Below are 14,557 nucleotides of genomic sequence, written 5' to 3' on the forward strand. Positions count from 1 at the left end.
GGGACAGGGGAGGGGCCGCTCCGGCGGCGCCCACACCGCCTCCACCGGGTGCAGCGCGGCCTCGGTCTCCACGACGGGCGCGCCGCCGAGCAGCCGCGCCCACGGGCCGGTGTCGGCGGTCGCGGACGCCGCGACCAGCCGCAGGTCGGGGCGCAGCGCCGCGCGGACGTCCAGCAGGAACGCCAGCGCGGTGTCGGCGTCCAGGTGCCGCTCGTGGCACTCGTCCAGGATCACCGTGCCGACGCCGTCCAGCTCCGGGTCGGACTGCAGGCGCTGCAGCACCACGCCCGTCGTGACGACGTCGACGCGGGTGCCGGGGCGGTTCTCGCCGCGCACGGTGACGCCGACCGCGCCGCCGACGCGCTCGCCGAGGATCCAGGCCATCCGGCGGGCGGCGGCGCGGGCCGCGAGCCGGCGCGGCTCCAGCACCAGCACCTTCCCGGCCGCAGGCGGGCCGCCGAGGGCGAGCCCGGCCAGGGCGAGCGGCACCAGGGTCGTCTTGCCCGTGCCCGGCGGCGCCGACAGCACCGCGGCGCCGTGCCCGTCCAGCGCCGCGCGCAGCGCGGGGACGGCGCGGTGGACGGGCAGGTTCTCGGCGGCGCTCAGCTGCATCGCCCCAGTCTGCCCGCCCCGCCCGCCGCAGCGGAAATCCATTGCACCGAAAAAGGCTCTGTTCGTTGCGGTGATACTTGCATCGAGCCTTTCATTGCATTCTCCGGGACGTTCCGGATTCTTCCCGCCTCTCCCCCCTCCCAATCCTGGCGAAAGAGCAGGTGAGCAATGACTTCAAGCCCCGGAACTGACTTGGCAGTTTGATATAAGTCACCTTGCGAAGTGTGGCGCAAATCGCATCGGCGTCCCCATAATGATGGCGTCATCGCAGGTGCTGGGAGGTTCGGCATGTTCGGCAGCTCCATCTACCTCAGGGACAGGCCGGCGTTCACCGGCGGTTCGCCGCAGGCGGTGTACGAGGAGCTCTGGCAGCGCGGCCGAAAAGGGAGATTGCGGACCCGCGCATTTCTGGCCGCGGCGACGCTCATACTGTGCGGACTGCTCGTCAACCCGCTATTCGGAATCATCATGGCCGTTGCGGTGGCGTCCGCAGACGTGTTCGTCCATTGGCGCGTGTACCACTCGTCCCGGGTATGGCGGCTCGGGCTGCGCGGCGACGAGCGCATGAACCGGGTGCTGCGCTACACACTGGAGCGCAACGGCCACCGCGTGCTGCACGCCCGGACCGTCCCCGGCCACGGCACCGCCGACCAGCTCGTCATCGGGCCGGGCGGGCTCTGGCTCGTCCACAACGAGGCATGGCACCCCGACGCGGAGATCTCCCACCACGGCGGCAAGCTGTTCATCGACGGCCGCACCCAGTCCAAGCTGGTCGGCGCGCTGACGGCGCGGGCCGAGGCCGCCGCCGTGGCGGTCTCCCGCGTCGCCGAGGTCCCGGTGGAGGTGACGCCCGTGCTCGCCGTGCACGGCGGCGACCTCGTCCGCACCCCGTTCGCCGCCGACGGCATCGTGTTCGCGCCGCCGCTGAAACTGGTCCGCTGGATGCGCCGCAACCCCACCGCCGACCTGTCGCCCGACGAGGTCGAGGCGATCATGCGCGCCGCCGTGCAGGCCCTCCCGATCGGCGGCCGGTCGTCGCTGTCCGCGGCGGCCTAGGCGGCGGGCCCCGCCGCCGGAAGGGGCAGCGATGACCACCCGACACCTGTGGCCGGAGGGCTCACACGCCGCCGCTCACAGGGCGCCCACCGCCCGCGCGGGTTCCGCCGCCCGCGCGGGCGGTGCGGCGCAGCCACCACAGGCCCACGACCGGCAGCACCAGCGGGACGAACCCGTAGCCGCGCCCGTACAGGGACCAGACGGTCTCGTCGGGGAACGCGGCGGAGTCGGCGAGGCTCAGCGTGCCCACCACCAGCACCCCGGCGAGCTCGGTCGAGCAGGCCGCGACGGCGACCCGGAACGAGGTGCGGCCGCCGCGGGCCAGCGCCACCGTCGCCAGGACGTAGACGGCCGCGGCGAACGCCGACAGCGCGTAGGCCAGCGGCGCCTCGGAGTACTGGGTGGCGATCTGCACCGCCGCCCGCGCACCGGCCGCGAGCGCGAAGATCGCGTAGACGGCGACCAGCAGCCGTCCCGGCCCGCCCGCGGTCCCGGGCCGGGACCCGCCACCCGTGCGGGCGGGGGCGCCGGCGCGGGCGCCGCCGTCCGCGCGGGCCCCGGGCCGGACGGACTCGCCCCCGGCCCGCTCAGCCCGCTCGGCCCGCTCGGCGCGCGTTCTTTCGGGCTCAGACACCGCTACCGCTCCACAACTGGTCCATCCGGACGACCATGACGGCCACGGCCACCCCCGCGACGACGATGACGGCGGCCCCCCACCGGGTGCGCTCCAGCAGCCCCCATCCGGCGCCCGCGACGGGGATCAGCAGCGAGCCCAGCAGGTAGCCGACGAAGGTGGCGGTGCCGTCCGGCCCCTCGCCGCCCGACAGCTTCACGAACGCGACGACCGCCTGCGCGATCAGCAGCGCCTCCAGCGCGCCGAGCGCGATCAGGTGCCCGAGGTCCATCGCCCGGTTGCGCAGCGCCGACACCAGCGCGTAAACGGCGGTCAGCAGCGCCACCACGATGATCACGGTGCCCAGGACGTCGGTCACGGAACGAGAGTACTACCGGCCGTAGAGCACAGCGGAATCGCCTTGGCCCCGGGGCGGAATCGCTTTGGCCGCACGGCGGGAAGCGCGCACGGGCACCGGCCCGCCCCCGGGACATGGCAGCATGGCGGGCGTGAGAGCGCTGCAGTGGCTGAACCTGACCCGGCACGGTGAGAGCACCGGCAACCTCGCCTACCAGGCCGTCCTCGGCACCGATGCCGAAGAGGCCGGCATCACCGAACGCGACGCCGACATCCCCCTGTCCGACACCGGCCGCGCCCAGGCCGCCACCCTCGGCCGCTGGCTCGCCGCGCTCCCCGAGGACGAGCGCCCGACGCACGTCATCGCCTCCCCCTACCTGCGCACCGTCGACACCGCCGAGATCGCCCTCGCGCAGACCTCCTACGCCGCCCCGCGGCACCCCGGCGGCCCCCGGCTGCGGGTCGACGAGCGGCTCCGCGACCGCGAGCAGGGCGTCCTGCAGGGCCTCACCGCCCTCGGCGTCCGCCGCCGGTTCCCCGCCGAGGCCGCCCGGCTGGACCAGCTCGGCAAGTTCTACTACCGCCCGCCCGGCGGGGAGTCGTGGGCCGACCTCGCGCTGCGGCTGCGCAGCTTCTACCGCGACCTGGAGGCCGACGCCCCCGGCGGCCGCGTCCTCGTCGTCACCCACGACGCGATCATCGTCATGACCCGCTACCTGGTGGAGGACCTCACCGAGGCCGAGATCATGCGGATCGAGAAGGAACCCGTCGGCAACGCCTCGGTCACCCGCTGGCGCGGCGACGGCTCCGGCCTCCAGGCCGTCTGCTACAACGACTGCGCCCACCTGACCGGCCTCGGCGCGCCGCCCCCCGCGGCCCCCGCGGAGCCGCGCTCTACAGCTCGCCGCTGAGCAGCCGGTCGCTGCGCGAGGCGACCGCGGCCCGCCGCGGATCGCCCGCGGGCAGCATCGCGCGCAGCCGCTCCAGCGCCTCCAGGTCGGCGCGGCCCGGCTCGGTCTGCGCGTAGGCCCACAGCGTCTCGGCGCCGCCGCGGTCGAGCACCTGCCGCCGCACCCGCACCGCCAGCTCGTCGCGCTCCGCGCGGATCGCCGGCGCGTCCGAACGGGGCAGCAGCTCGCCCCCGTACAGCCGCACCGCGCCGCCGGCGTCGCCGTCGTCCAGCAGCCGCCGGACCGTGATGAAGTCGGCCTCGACCGCGCAGCCGAGCCGGTACGGGCGGGCCCTGACGATGTCGCCGAACTGCTGGCGGAGCCGGTGGATCTCCGGCCGCACGGTCGCCGGGCTGCCGTCGTCGCCGTACAGGCACAGCGAGAGCCGGTCGCCGCTCAGCCCGCGCGGATGCAGCGCCAGCAGCGCGAGGATCTCGGCGTGCCGCAGCGTCAGCTCGAAGCGCCGCCCGTCCAGCAGCGCGTGCGGCTGCCCGTCGCCGAGCAGCGACAGCGCCAGCAGCGGCCCGTCGCCGGCGGCCGGCCGGGCCGCCGGCGCCGCCTCCGCGCCGGGGTCGGGGACCACCCGCGCGCCGACCCGGTCGGCCGACCGCAGCAGGAACGCCTCGCCGAGCGGCTCGGCGACGGCGACGCGGCCGTCCGGCAGCGCGACCGTCCCGCCGGGCTCGGGGACGGCCAGCCGCAGCCCGCGCAGCCCGGCCGCGCCCGCCGCCAGCACCCGGCCGGTGGCGGTCACCAGCAGGCCGCCCCCGCCGAGCCCGCGCAGGTGCGGCAGCAGCCGCTCGCGCAGCCGCTCGTCCCGCACCAGCATCTCGTTCTCCAGCCGCGACTCGGCCAGCCGCGCCGCGGCGGCCACCAGCGCGACGGTCGCCGGATGCAGCGCCGCCACGGTCGCGCTGACGTCGATGCACCCCACCACCCGCGCCGAGTCGGGGTCGATGATCGGCGCGCCCGCGCACGACCAGCGGTGCAGGACGTGCGCGACGTGCTCGGCGGCGTAGACGTACTCCGGCCGGCCCGCGGCGATCGCGGTGCCGATCCCGTTGGTGCCGACCGCGTCCTCCGCCCAGCGGAACCCCTCGGTCAGCCCGATCGCGTCGGCGGCCCGGCGCGCGGCCGGCGGGCCCTGCGTCCACAGCACGTGCCCGTCCGCGTCGGTGATCACCATCAGGTGCTCGGTCTCGTCCGCGACCCGCCGCAGCAGCGACTCCAGCATCGGCAGGTGCGGCTGCAGGGGGTGGACGTCGCGGGCGTCGGCGAGGACGTCCCGCTCGTACACCAGCGGCGCCGCCTGCACGCCCGCGTCGACGCCCGCGTCCCGGGAGCGCCGCCAGGACTCGGAGATGGGCAGGCGGACGGCCACCGGATCGCGCACCACCATCAGTCCCTTCCCCCGGAGAGAACCTCGGCCGGTCCGAGGATCCGCCCCCCGCGGGGTTCGGCGCAACCGATTCCACGGATCCCGCACGGCCGGATGGGGACACGCTCCGTGAGCATCCGGTCGCAACGTGCATGCAACCTGGGGACGCCTACCGTTACCGGCGGCTGGGAGACGAAGGGCCATCCTGTGGGTCCCGCCGCCCCGTCCGCGCATCCGGGGGGAATGCGCGCGGGGCGGCGGGCCGGAACGACCCACCGGGCGCGGGGGGCTCCCGGCCGCTACGGGGAGGACCGACCGCACATGCTCTGCCTGACCTGCCACCGCGTCCGCCCGGCGCTCAGCCGCGCGGACTACACCGCCGAACGCGCCTGGCTCATCGTCCGCCGGGGCCTTTGCACCTGCGCCGTGCCGCCGCCGGCGGCGGGCCGGACGCGCCGCCCGCCGGCCGCCCGGAGGCGCGCCCGGACGCCGAAATAAACATCCGGGTTCACAAAATGTTCACGCTCGGTTCGCCTACAGTTTAAGGAGATTCCGCCCGACCGGCCCCTGGAGGGAGCGCCATGACCGTGATCCCGGGTCTCGTCCGCCGCGCCGCCGCCGAGGCGGAGCGCCATCTGCGCGAGGGCGTCGGCCTGCTCGCCAAGGTGGGACGGGATCTGGAACGGTCGGTGGAGCTGGGCCGGCTGCTCCCCGCACTCGTCGAGCGCATCGCGATCCTAGAGCAGACCGTCCGCGACCAGGACGCCGAGCTGCGCACCGTCCGCACCGAGCTCGACTCCCTCGTCGGGCAGCTCAACGACCGGCTGCTGCCGCGCATCGACGAGCGGATGGACGACACCGAGCGCGACCTGGCCGCCGTCGCCACCAGCCTCATCCGCACCGGCCGCGACACCGCCGGCCACGGCGCCCGGCTGGACACCGCCGAGCGGCGCCTCGGTGAGCTGCGCACCAAGGTCGCCCAGCTGGAGCAGCGCACCGGGCTCTGGCGCGACCTGCAGTCGACCGTGGCCAGGTTCGGCGACGACCTCGACGCCATGCGCGCCCGCATGGCGCTGCGCGCCGCCGAGCACCCGCCGGCCGACGCCGCGCCCGCGCCGGTGCAGAACATCACCGACCGCCCGGCCTAGCGATCGGCGGGCCCCGCTGGGCCGGCGATCCGGCGGGCCGCCGCCGTCCGGGAGAATGGGCGCATGACTCACCCGCCCGAGACCCCTCCCGCCGCGCGCGGTTTCGCCAGCGACAACCAGGCGAGCGTCCACCCCGACGTCCTCGCCGCCCTCGCCGAGGTCAACACCGGGCACCAGCCCGCCTACGGCGACGACGCGGTCACCGGCCGGCTCCGCGCGGTCGTCCGGCGGCACTTCGGCGACCGCGCCGAGGTGTACCCGGTGTTCAACGGGACGGGCGCGAACGTGGTGTCGCTGCAGGCGATGTCGGAGCGGTGGAGCTCGGTCGTGTGCCCGGAGTCGGCGCACATCAACACCGACGAGTGCGGCGCCGCCGAGAAGATCGCCGGGCTGAAGCTGATCACCGTCCCGGCGCCGGACGGCAAGCTGACCCCCGGGCTGGTCGAGCGGTACGCGACCGGGTTCGGCAACGTCCAGCGGCGGCAGCCCGCCGTCGTGTCGATCACGCAGAGCACCGAGCTCGGCACCGTATACACGGCGGAGGAGACCGCGGCCGTCGCGGCGGCGGCGCACGAGCGCGGCATGACCGTGCACATGGACGGCGCCCGCATCGCGAACGCCGCCGCGTCCCTCGGCGTCCCGCTGCGCGCCCTCACCACCGACGCGGGCGTGGACGTGCTGTCGTTCGGCGGCACCAAGAACGGCCTGCTGCTCGGCGAGGCGATCGTCGTCCTGAACCCGGACGCCGTCCGCGGGGTGAGCTACCTGCGCAAGTCGAGCATGCAGCTGGCGTCGAAGATGCGGTACGTGTCGGCGCAGCTCGTCGCGCTGCTGGACGGCGACCTGTGGCTGCGCAACGCCGCGCCCGCCATCGCGTTGGCGGGCCGGCTGGAGGCCGCCGCCCGCGCCGTCCCCGGCGTGGAGATCACGCAGCCGGTGCAGGCGAACACCGTCTTCGCGGTCATCCCGAAGGACGTCGCGGAGCGGCTGCGCGAGCGATTCGCCTTCTACACCTGGGACGAGGCGACCGGCGAGGTCCGCTGGGTCTGCTCGTTCGACACCACCGAGCAGGACGTGGCCGCGTTCGCCGCCGCCCTCGCCGCCGAGATGCCGGGCTGACCGGCGGGTTCGTCCCGATCATCGAGAGCGCCCCGGCGGCCCCGCGGGCGGCGCGTTATCGTGTCACCGAACAGCATTCGGTTACAGGAGGCGAGCCCGATGGCCAACCGCACCTTCGTCGTCGGCGTGGGCATGACCAAGTTCGAGAAGCCCGGCTCCCGCGACTGGGAGTACCCCGACATGGCCAAGGAGGCCGTCGGCAAGGCCCTGGCGGACGCCGGCGTCGGCTACGACAAGATCGAGATGGCCTACGCGGGCTCCATGTACGGGTCGATGGGCCAACGCGCCCTCTACGAGACCGGCATGACCGGCATCCCCGTCATGACCGTGATGAACGCGTGCGCGACCGGTTCCAGCGCGCTGTTCCTCGCCCGCCAGGCCGTCCGCGGCGGGCTCGCCGACTGCGCGCTCGCGCTCGGCATGGAGAAGATGAAGAAGGGCTCGCTCGGCGCCGGCGTCGGCGAGTCCAAGGTCACCATCATCGACCACCACCTGCGCTCCATGACCGCGGGCCGCGAGTGGGAGCTGGACAAGGCGCCCATGCCGCAGATGTTCGGCAACGCCGGCCGCGAGCACATGGAGAAGTACGGCTCCACTCCCGACCACTACGCGTGGATCGGCTGGAAGAACCACAAGCACTCGGTCAACAACCCGTACGCGCAGTTCCAGACCGAGTACTCGCTCGACGACGTCAAGAACGCCACGATGATCTTCGACCCGCTGACCAAGCTGCAGTGCTCCCCCACCTCCGACGGGGCCGGCGCCGCGCTCGTCGTCAGCGAGCGGTTCCTGGACGAGAACGACCTGTGGGACCAGGCCGTCGAGATCGCCGGGCACCACATCGCCACCGACACACCGCAGAGCTTCGAGGACCACTCCTCCATCCAGGTCGTCGGGTTCGGCGTCTCGCAGCAGGCCGCGCGCAAGGCCATGGACGAGGCGCAGGTCTCCATCGACGACGTCGACGTCATCGAGCTCCACGACTGCTTCAGCGCCAACGAGCTCATCACCTACGAGGCCCTCGGCATGGCCGAGGTCGGCGAGGGCCACAAGCTCATCGACGACCAGGCCACCACCTACGGCGGCAAGTGGGTCGTCAACCCCTCCGGCGGCCTGATCTCCAAGGGCCACCCCCTCGGCGCCACCGGCCTCGCCCAGTGCGCCGAGCTGACCTGGCAGCTGCGCGGCCAGGCCGACAAGCGCCAGGTCGAAGGCGCCCGCGTCGCCCTCCAGCACAACATCGGCCTCGGCAGCGCCTGCGCCGTGGCCGTCTACAAGCCCGCCACCGCCTGACCTCGCTCAGAACACCCGCCGGGCGGGTGCGGAGGCCTCCTCCGCACCCGCCCGCCGCTTTTCCGGCACCGACTGCCGCCCGGCCATCGCGGGACGTGCGACAAAGCTTGATTCTTGTCTCAGCTTCGTTATGCTCGTGGTAAGCGATCACCGGCCTGGAGGTGCGATGCCCGCCTCGTCCTCGTCCGTCGCCGCCGGCCGGGCCCGGTCGTCCCGGACCGCCGCGCACGCGCCGCTCGTGCCCGGGACGCTGCTCTGGCGGCACGCCGCCGATCTGCGCTCGCTGCTCCCGGGGGCCGCCGCCGGGCTCATGCAGCTCATGCATCCCGGCATCGGCGCCGGCGTCGGCGAGCACTCCGCGTTCTTCGACGCCCCGTTCGACCGGATCCACCGGTCCGTCCCGCAGATCTGGGCGACGATCCTCGCGCCGGACGGCGTCACCCGCGCCCGCGGCATCCGCGACCTGCACCGCGGCATCGGCGGGGTCGACGAGCACGCCCGCCGCTACCACGCCCTCGAACCCGAGACCTTCTGGTGGGCGCACGCCACCTTCACCTGGGAGATCTTCAAGGCCGCCGAGACCTTCCACCCCGGCACCCTCACCGCCGAGGACCACGAGCAGATGTACGCCGAGACCGTCACCTGGTACTCCCGGTACGGCGTCAGCATGCGGCCCGTCCCCGCCGACTACGCGGCGTTCCAGTCCAAGTTCTGGCACGTCTGCGCCCGGACGCTCGAACTCACCCCCGCCGCCGCCCGCGCACTGGAGATCGCCAGGCACGGGTCCGAGACCATCACGATCCTGCCCGTCGGCGGGCCCCGCCTCGACCGCGCCGGGCGCATGGTCATCGAGCGCCCGCTGCGGCTCATCACCTTCGGCTGCCTGCCGCCGCTCGTCCGGGAGCGGTTCGACATCCCCTGGTCGGCGCTCGACCAGGCCCGGTTCGCCGCGCTCGCGCTGGCCAACCGGCAGGGCTACCGGATGATGCCGAGCGGCGTCAACCACTGGGCCCTGCGCAGCATGCTCCGCTACATCGGCGCCCAGACCCGCGAGGACCGGTACCGGCCCGCCGCGTGACCCTCACACGGCGGCGCCCTCACACGGCGGCGGCGACCTGGGGGCGCAGCTCCTCGCACGCCTCCAGGACGCGGGCGACGTCCCCGTCCGTCAACCCGGCATGGGCGGAGAGCCGCACCAGCGTGCGGCCCACCGACGCCGTCGGCGGGAACAGCGCCGCGCTGAAGATGTCGCGGCCGACCAGCGCGTCCCGCATCAGGGTCGCCTCGGCCTCCGACCCCGCCTCCAGCGCGATGATCTGCGAGTCGGACTCGACCAGGGTGTAGCCGAGTTCCGCCAGGCCGGCGCGCAGCCGGGCCGCGACCGCGCGGAGCCGGTCGCGCCGCCGGCCCTCCCGGCGCACGACCTTCAGCGCCGCCGCGAGGCCCGCGATGTCGTGCGGCAGCAGCGTCGAGCTGAACACCGCCGGGAGCGCGGTGTGCGCGAAGTAGTCCGCGAAGCCGGGACGGTCGCAGGCGATCAGCCCCGCGCGCCCCGGGAGCGCCTTCGCCAGGCTCGCCGTGCGGAAGTCGACGCGCCCGGTCAGCCCGGACGCCGCGACCAGGCCCTCGCCCCGCTCGCCGTGCGTGCCGAGCGAGTGCGACTCGTCCACGACCAGGAGGCAGTCGTGCTCCGCGGCCACCTCCACCAGGCCGGGCAGCGGGCACACCGAGCCGTCGGTGCTGTAGACGGCGTCCACGGCGATCACGCCGGAGCCGCCCACCTCGATCCGGCGGCGCAGGTGGTCGAGGTCGTTGTGGCGGAAGTAGGCCAGCTCCGCGCCCGCCGCCCGCGCCCCCTCCCACAGCGACATGTGCGCGAGGACGTCCAGGTAGACCGGGACGTCGGGCCCGGCGACCACCTGCAGCAGCCCGGTGTTGGCGGCCCAGCCGGACGGGCACAGCACCCCCGCCCGCGCGCCCAGGTGCCGGGCGAACCGCGCGCCGAGGACGAGCTGCGGGTGGTCGTCGGGCAGGCACGGGCCGGGCGCGGGCACCGCGCCGTCCGTCGCCCGCAGGCTGGCGATCATGGCGGCGGTGATCGCCGGATGCTCGGCCAGGGCGAGGTAGTCGCTACAGGTCAGGACGATCGCGCGGTCGCCGGGGGCCGTCGCGGGCACGGTCCGGCGGCCGCCCCGCGTGCCCCGGAACACCCGTATGCGTTCGCCCAGCCGCTGGTGAGCGCTGGTCATGGTCGTCACACTCCCCGGTCAAATGATCGTCACGTCCTGTAGCGATCCCTGATCATAGTGTGAAAAGAATCTCGGACGGCGACCAAACCCGGCGCGCCGCCGGAGAAAATGCCGTATCCCGGCCGGGCGCCCGTCACCGAGCGCACATGACTTCTCCGGCCTGTCGGGTAAACGTCCCATATCGTTCGCTTCACCGGGTATCAGCAGGTCGCACGCTCGTCATTCCCATCACCGATCACTGGGGTGTGACCACGATCGCCGCCGGCGCCGAACCCGCGGTGGCCGCCGACACCGGCGCCGACACCGCACCGCCTCCTCTCGTCCAGCGGGCCCACCGGGCCCGCTGGACGATCGCGGGGGTCGTGCTGGCCGGCCTCGCCACCGCACTGCTGGTCGTCCTCGGCCCGCTGCGCCCCGCGGCCGCCGCCCTCGGCCACATGCGCTGGGAGTTCCTCCCCGCCCTCGTCCTGCTGTGCGTGCTGCACTACGTCTGCTCCGCGGTCGCGCTGCGCGGCGCCGCGGGCCGCCCGCTGCCGCTGGTCGCCACGACGCTCGCCCAGTTCACCGCGTCCGCCGCCAACCGGGTCACCCCGGGCGGGCTCGGCGCGGTCGCCGTCAACACCCGCTACCTCGTCTGCCGCGGGCTGCCGCTCCCCCGCGCCGCAGTCGCCGTCGCCGTCCTGCAGGTGGCGGGTGTCCCCGCCGACCTGCTGCTGCTCGGCGCCGTCCTCGCCGCCGGCGGCGGGAACGGCCCGATGCTGGACGCGCTGGGCGAGCACGCCGCCCGGGCCGCCGGGCTCGTCCCGCCCGTCCCGCTGCTCATCGCGGGCGGCGTGCTGCTGCCCGCCGCCGTGCTGTGGGGCCGCCGCGCCGCCCGCTCACCCGCCGTCGGACGGGCCGCCGCCGGGTTCGCCGGCCTGTGCCGCCGCCCCCGCGACCTGGCGGTCACCCTGGCCGCCTCCGCCGGGACCACGTTCGCCCTCGCGATCGCGTTCGCGCTCAGCGTCCTCGCCGTGCCCGGCACGGCGGCGGGCCCCGGCGACGCCCTGCCGCTCCTCGCCGCCTACCTGGTGGGAGCCGCCGCCGGCGGGGCCGTCCCGCTGCCCGGCGGCGTCGGCCCCACCGAGACCGCGCTCGTCGCCGCGCTGGCCGCGCTCGGCGTCGAGGCCGGGCCGGCGCTGCAGGCCGTGCTGCTGTTCCGCGCGGTCACGTTCTGGGCGCCGGTCCCGGTGGGGCTGCTCGCGTGCCGGACGCTCCGCCGGTGACCTTTACATTGTAGATCACTAAATGCGGAAGACCCGCGCGGCGTTGCCGGACAGGAACGCCTCCCGGGCCGCCTCGTCCAGGCCGAGGCCGTCCAGGCCCTGGAGCGCCCGCTCCGGGGTCAGCATCGGGTAGTTGGTGCCGAACATGACCTTGTGGTGCCGGTCCTGCGCCATGTACCGGACCAGCTCGGGCGGATACCTGCGGACCGTGTACGCGGATGTGTCGATGTAGACGTTCGGGTGCTTGCGGCAGACCGCGACCATCTCCTCCGTCCACGGGTAGCCGATGTGGCCGCCGACGATGACCAGCTCAGGGAAGTCGAGCGCGACCTGGTCGATGTACGGGATCGGCCGTCCCGTCTCGCTCGGGCGCAGCGGCCCGGTGTGCCCCACCTGCGTGCAGAAGGGGACGCCGAGCTCCACGCACTCGGCGAACAGCGGATAGTAGCGGCGGTCGGTCGGCGGCGCCTCCCACAGCCACGGCACCACGCGCAGGCCCTTGAAACCGAGGTCGCGCACGCACCGCCTCAGCTCCCGCACGGCCTCCATGGGCTTGCGCAGGTCCACCGACGCGACGCCCATGAGCCGGCCCTCGGCCTGCTGGACGAACGAGGCGACCTCGTCATTGCTCACCAGGTCGCCCTCGGGCCCGTACCAGGCGCTGATGAGGCCGACGTCCACTCCCCCGGCGTCCATGGCGGCGACGGTCTCCGCGACGGGCACCTCCTCCGCCGGCGGCTTGCGGCCCAGCCACCGCCACAGCGAGTCCAGCATCTCGTGCTGCAGGAACCGCACGGTTCCGTGCTGCATCCACGCGTCAATCACCACGGCTGCTCCCCACCGACCGCCACGCGGCCTCACTCAGTACCTCGACCTGCCCGCCGTCCGGCTCGGCGCCCTGCCCGTTGAGCCAGAACCGGCACAACTCCTGGGCGGGGCCGAGCCACAGCACGAACGCGGTCATGGTGTCCACATCGATCAGCGCGCCATGCCGCGCCTGGACGCGCCACCAGGCGCGTACCTCCCGGTAGAACGCCCGGTTGCGCTCGGCCAGCGCGTCACTCGCCGCAGGGCGTTCGGTGAACATGAACCGGGCCCTGGCGGCATGCTCCCTGCACCACCGCACATGGAACGCCACGACACCCGTCACCGCCCCGCGCGCGCTGGCATGCGCCTTGAGCTCGGCGAGGAACGCGTCCTGGTACAGGGACACGCATTCGACGAACAGGGCCTCCGCCACCTGCTCCTTGCCGGAGAAGTGATGGTAGAAGCTGCCGACGCTGACCCCACTGGCCGCCCGCAGCGCGCTCAGCGTCGTCCCGGCCACCCCGTCGCGGCCGAACGCCTCCAGCGCCGCCCGCAGGATCCTGTCCCGTCCCGCCTCACTCACAGAACATTATTCTGCCACACCAGAACAACATTCTGGCAGCGGACGGCCCCGGCCGCCGGGGTGGGCGAGCGGCCGGGGCCGGAGGCGGGGTCAGCCCTGCTGCTGCAGGGCCAGGCTCGCCGAGCCGGTCAGCGCGGGCAGGTAGCCGAGCCGGTGACCGAGCGCGGTCGGGTGGTAGGACGACTCCAGCGGGATCGTGACCGCGTTGAGCCAGTCGTCGCCCGAGCACAGCTCATGGCCGGCGAACTCGTCCCGGACGTCCGACCAGGTGAACCCGGCGCGCCCCGCCGCCTGGGCGATGACGCCGTCGAGGGTGTCGGCGGCCTCGTTGAGCGCGGTGCGCTTGGCGTTGCTCAGCCCCACGCACACGCTCACGATCTTGTACAGGCGCGGGTAGCCGAGCACGACCACCCGCGCGGACGGCGACTTCGCGTGGATCTGGGAGTACAGCGAGTCGAGCCGCCCGGGCAGCGTGTTCCGCATGTAGGTCTCGGCCTGGGCCACCCGGCTCTGGCAGGTCGTGGTCGAGTACAGGACGCAGGTCTGCATGACGTCGGCGAACCCGGCGTCGTTGCCGCCGGCGGTGACGCTGACGAGCGTCGTCGACGAGCTGAGCGCCCCGAGCTGCCCGCTCGCCACGGTCGCTGTCGTCGCCCCCGAGCAGGCCACGAACTTGAACGAGCTCGTCGAGTGCGCCGCCGCCCACAGGTTCGGGTAGGCGTTGGCGCTGCGGTTGCACGATCCGCTCGCCGGATCGTAGTTCCCGGCCCCCGTGCCGGACGAGTAGGAATCCCCGAGTGCGACGTAGTTGGTCCCGGCCGCCGCGGCGGAACCGGACCAGAGCAGTGATGTGGCGGCGAGTGTCACCGCACCGAGAGCGGCCAGACAGGGGCGGGTGAGACGCATCTGCACTCCGGAGCGTCGTATCGAATTATGCCGCTCGCCTTATACCCGTCCCGCCATTCCCCCAAGCCCTGAGACTGATCAACACTATTTGTCAGAATTCGCCGTTGCAATCCGAGATAGCACGGAATTTCCGGGCCGACAAGCCCAGCAAGTGACGACCATTATCCGGTGAATCCCGGCCGTCTCAGAGATCACAGGAATCACTTCCGCCCGGCCGCAAG

Annotated in this window: 16 protein-coding genes; 8 read left to right on the top strand and 8 right to left on the bottom strand. The window is 73.9% G+C overall.

Translation table 11 applies throughout. The annotated features are described in order from the left end of the window. On the bottom strand, positions 1 to 612 hold a 612-nt coding region (locus ETD96_RS02805), incomplete at its 3' end, for a DEAD/DEAH box helicase (protein ID WP_138633516.1). A 468-nt stretch (positions 613 to 1,080) separates the two neighbouring features. Here ETD96_RS02805 and ETD96_RS02810 point away from each other — a divergent pair. Beyond that, entirely contained in the window at positions 1,081 to 1,668 is a 588-nt protein-coding gene (locus ETD96_RS02810; protein WP_138633519.1) for an NERD domain-containing protein, read from the top strand. A 61-nt stretch (positions 1,669 to 1,729) separates the two neighbouring features. Here the strand turns inward: ETD96_RS02810 and ETD96_RS02815 are convergent, their stop codons facing one another. Together ETD96_RS02815 and ETD96_RS02820 are read right to left on the bottom strand one after the other, a co-directional pair. Continuing rightward, complete coding sequence (locus ETD96_RS02815) at positions 1,730 to 2,137, bottom strand: hypothetical protein (RefSeq protein WP_138633641.1); 408 nt, start codon at positions 2,135 to 2,137, stop codon at positions 1,730 to 1,732. A gap of 157 nt (positions 2,138 to 2,294) precedes the next feature. Beyond that, entirely contained in the window at positions 2,295 to 2,660 is a 366-nt protein-coding gene (locus tag ETD96_RS02820; RefSeq protein WP_138633522.1) for a hypothetical protein, read from the bottom strand. Between the two features lie 121 nt (positions 2,661 to 2,781). On the opposite strand from ETD96_RS02820, the gene ETD96_RS02825 reads away from it, so the two are divergent. Continuing rightward, positions 2,782 to 3,549, top strand: a complete 768-nt coding sequence (locus ETD96_RS02825; protein ID WP_138633525.1) for a histidine phosphatase family protein — start codon at positions 2,782 to 2,784, stop codon at positions 3,547 to 3,549. Here the strand turns inward: ETD96_RS02825 and ETD96_RS02830 are convergent. Further along, a complete protein-coding gene (locus ETD96_RS02830; RefSeq protein WP_138633528.1) occupies positions 3,533 to 4,987 on the bottom strand; it encodes a helix-turn-helix domain-containing protein in 1,455 nt (484 codons plus the stop codon). The genes ETD96_RS02825 and ETD96_RS02830 overlap by 17 nt on opposite strands. Positions 4,988 to 5,287: 300 nt before the next feature. Here ETD96_RS02830 and ETD96_RS44360 point away from each other — a divergent pair, with 300 nt between their 5' ends. The 5 genes from ETD96_RS44360 (at position 5,288) to ETD96_RS02850 (ending at position 9,604) form a co-directional block, all read left to right on the top strand. After that, positions 5,288 to 5,464 (top strand): hypothetical protein, encoded by a 177-nt coding sequence (locus ETD96_RS44360; protein ID WP_171068824.1) that lies wholly within the window; start codon positions 5,288 to 5,290, stop codon positions 5,462 to 5,464. 83 nt (positions 5,465 to 5,547) lie between these two features. Continuing rightward, on the top strand, positions 5,548 to 6,114 hold the full coding sequence (locus ETD96_RS02835) for a hypothetical protein (protein ID WP_138633531.1): 567 nt from the start codon (positions 5,548 to 5,550) through the stop codon (positions 6,112 to 6,114). A 63-nt stretch (positions 6,115 to 6,177) separates the two neighbouring features. Then, positions 6,178 to 7,233: a threonine aldolase family protein gene (locus ETD96_RS02840; RefSeq protein ID WP_138633534.1), complete on the top strand. Its 1,056-nt coding sequence runs from the start codon at positions 6,178 to 6,180 to the stop codon at positions 7,231 to 7,233. A 99-nt stretch (positions 7,234 to 7,332) separates the two neighbouring features. Beyond that, positions 7,333 to 8,526: a thiolase C-terminal domain-containing protein gene (locus tag ETD96_RS02845; protein ID WP_138633537.1), complete on the top strand. Its 1,194-nt coding sequence runs from the start codon at positions 7,333 to 7,335 to the stop codon at positions 8,524 to 8,526. A 166-nt stretch (positions 8,527 to 8,692) separates the two neighbouring features. Beyond that, the gene (locus ETD96_RS02850; protein WP_138633540.1) at positions 8,693 to 9,604 is read left to right on the top strand and encodes an oxygenase MpaB family protein; all 912 of its coding nucleotides are present in this window, start codon (positions 8,693 to 8,695) and stop codon (positions 9,602 to 9,604) included. A gap of 19 nt (positions 9,605 to 9,623) precedes the next feature. On the opposite strand, the gene cqsA is transcribed toward ETD96_RS02850, so the two are convergent. Continuing rightward, positions 9,624 to 10,775, bottom strand: coding sequence for an alpha-hydroxyketone-type quorum-sensing autoinducer synthase (gene cqsA / locus ETD96_RS02855; protein ID WP_138633543.1), 1,152 nt, complete (start codon positions 10,773 to 10,775; stop codon positions 9,624 to 9,626). Between the two features lie 245 nt (positions 10,776 to 11,020). On the opposite strand from cqsA, the gene ETD96_RS02860 reads away from it, so the two are divergent. Continuing rightward, positions 11,021 to 12,040, top strand: a complete 1,020-nt coding sequence (locus ETD96_RS02860) for a lysylphosphatidylglycerol synthase transmembrane domain-containing protein (protein ID WP_171068825.1) — start codon at positions 11,021 to 11,023, stop codon at positions 12,038 to 12,040. An 18-nt stretch (positions 12,041 to 12,058) separates the two neighbouring features. Here the strand turns inward: ETD96_RS02860 and ETD96_RS02865 are convergent, their stop codons facing one another. From ETD96_RS02865 to ETD96_RS02875, 3 genes are all read right to left on the bottom strand, one after another. Beyond that, complete coding sequence (locus tag ETD96_RS02865) at positions 12,059 to 12,868, bottom strand: amidohydrolase family protein (RefSeq protein WP_205719074.1); 810 nt, start codon at positions 12,866 to 12,868, stop codon at positions 12,059 to 12,061. Further along, entirely contained in the window at positions 12,858 to 13,430 is a 573-nt protein-coding gene (locus ETD96_RS02870; protein ID WP_138633549.1) for a TetR/AcrR family transcriptional regulator, read from the bottom strand. Before ETD96_RS02870 ends, ETD96_RS02865 begins: the two co-directional genes overlap by 11 nt. A gap of 90 nt (positions 13,431 to 13,520) precedes the next feature. After that, the gene (locus tag ETD96_RS02875) at positions 13,521 to 14,336 is read right to left on the bottom strand and encodes an SGNH/GDSL hydrolase family protein (protein WP_138633552.1); all 816 of its coding nucleotides are present in this window, start codon (positions 14,334 to 14,336) and stop codon (positions 13,521 to 13,523) included. Positions 14,337 to 14,557: the final 221 nt, after the last annotated feature.

This window comes from Actinomadura geliboluensis (genome assembly GCF_005889745.1).
Classification (GTDB): domain Bacteria; phylum Actinomycetota; class Actinomycetes; order Streptosporangiales; family Streptosporangiaceae; genus Spirillospora; species Spirillospora geliboluensis.

Coding starts and splice junctions, on each gene's coding strand:
- ETD96_RS02810 (WP_138633519.1), top strand. CDS start 1,081: ATGGCCGTTGCGGTGGCGTCCGCAGACGTGTTCGTCCATTGGCGCGTG.
- ETD96_RS02825 (WP_138633525.1), top strand. CDS start 2,782: ATGGCGGGCGTGAGAGCGCTGCAGTGGCTGAACCTGACCCGGCACGGT.
- ETD96_RS02830 (WP_138633528.1), bottom strand. CDS start 4,987: ATGGTGGTGCGCGATCCGGTGGCCGTCCGCCTGCCCATCTCCGAGTCC.
- ETD96_RS44360 (WP_171068824.1), top strand. CDS start 5,288: ATGCTCTGCCTGACCTGCCACCGCGTCCGCCCGGCGCTCAGCCGCGCG.
- ETD96_RS02835 (WP_138633531.1), top strand. CDS start 5,548: ATGACCGTGATCCCGGGTCTCGTCCGCCGCGCCGCCGCCGAGGCGGAG.
- ETD96_RS02840 (WP_138633534.1), top strand. CDS start 6,178: ATGACTCACCCGCCCGAGACCCCTCCCGCCGCGCGCGGTTTCGCCAGC.
- ETD96_RS02845 (WP_138633537.1), top strand. CDS start 7,333: ATGGCCAACCGCACCTTCGTCGTCGGCGTGGGCATGACCAAGTTCGAG.
- ETD96_RS02850 (WP_138633540.1), top strand. CDS start 8,693: ATGCCCGCCTCGTCCTCGTCCGTCGCCGCCGGCCGGGCCCGGTCGTCC.
- cqsA (WP_138633543.1), bottom strand. CDS start 10,775: ATGACCAGCGCTCACCAGCGGCTGGGCGAACGCATACGGGTGTTCCGG.
- ETD96_RS02875 (WP_138633552.1), bottom strand. CDS start 14,336: ATGCGTCTCACCCGCCCCTGTCTGGCCGCTCTCGGTGCGGTGACACTC.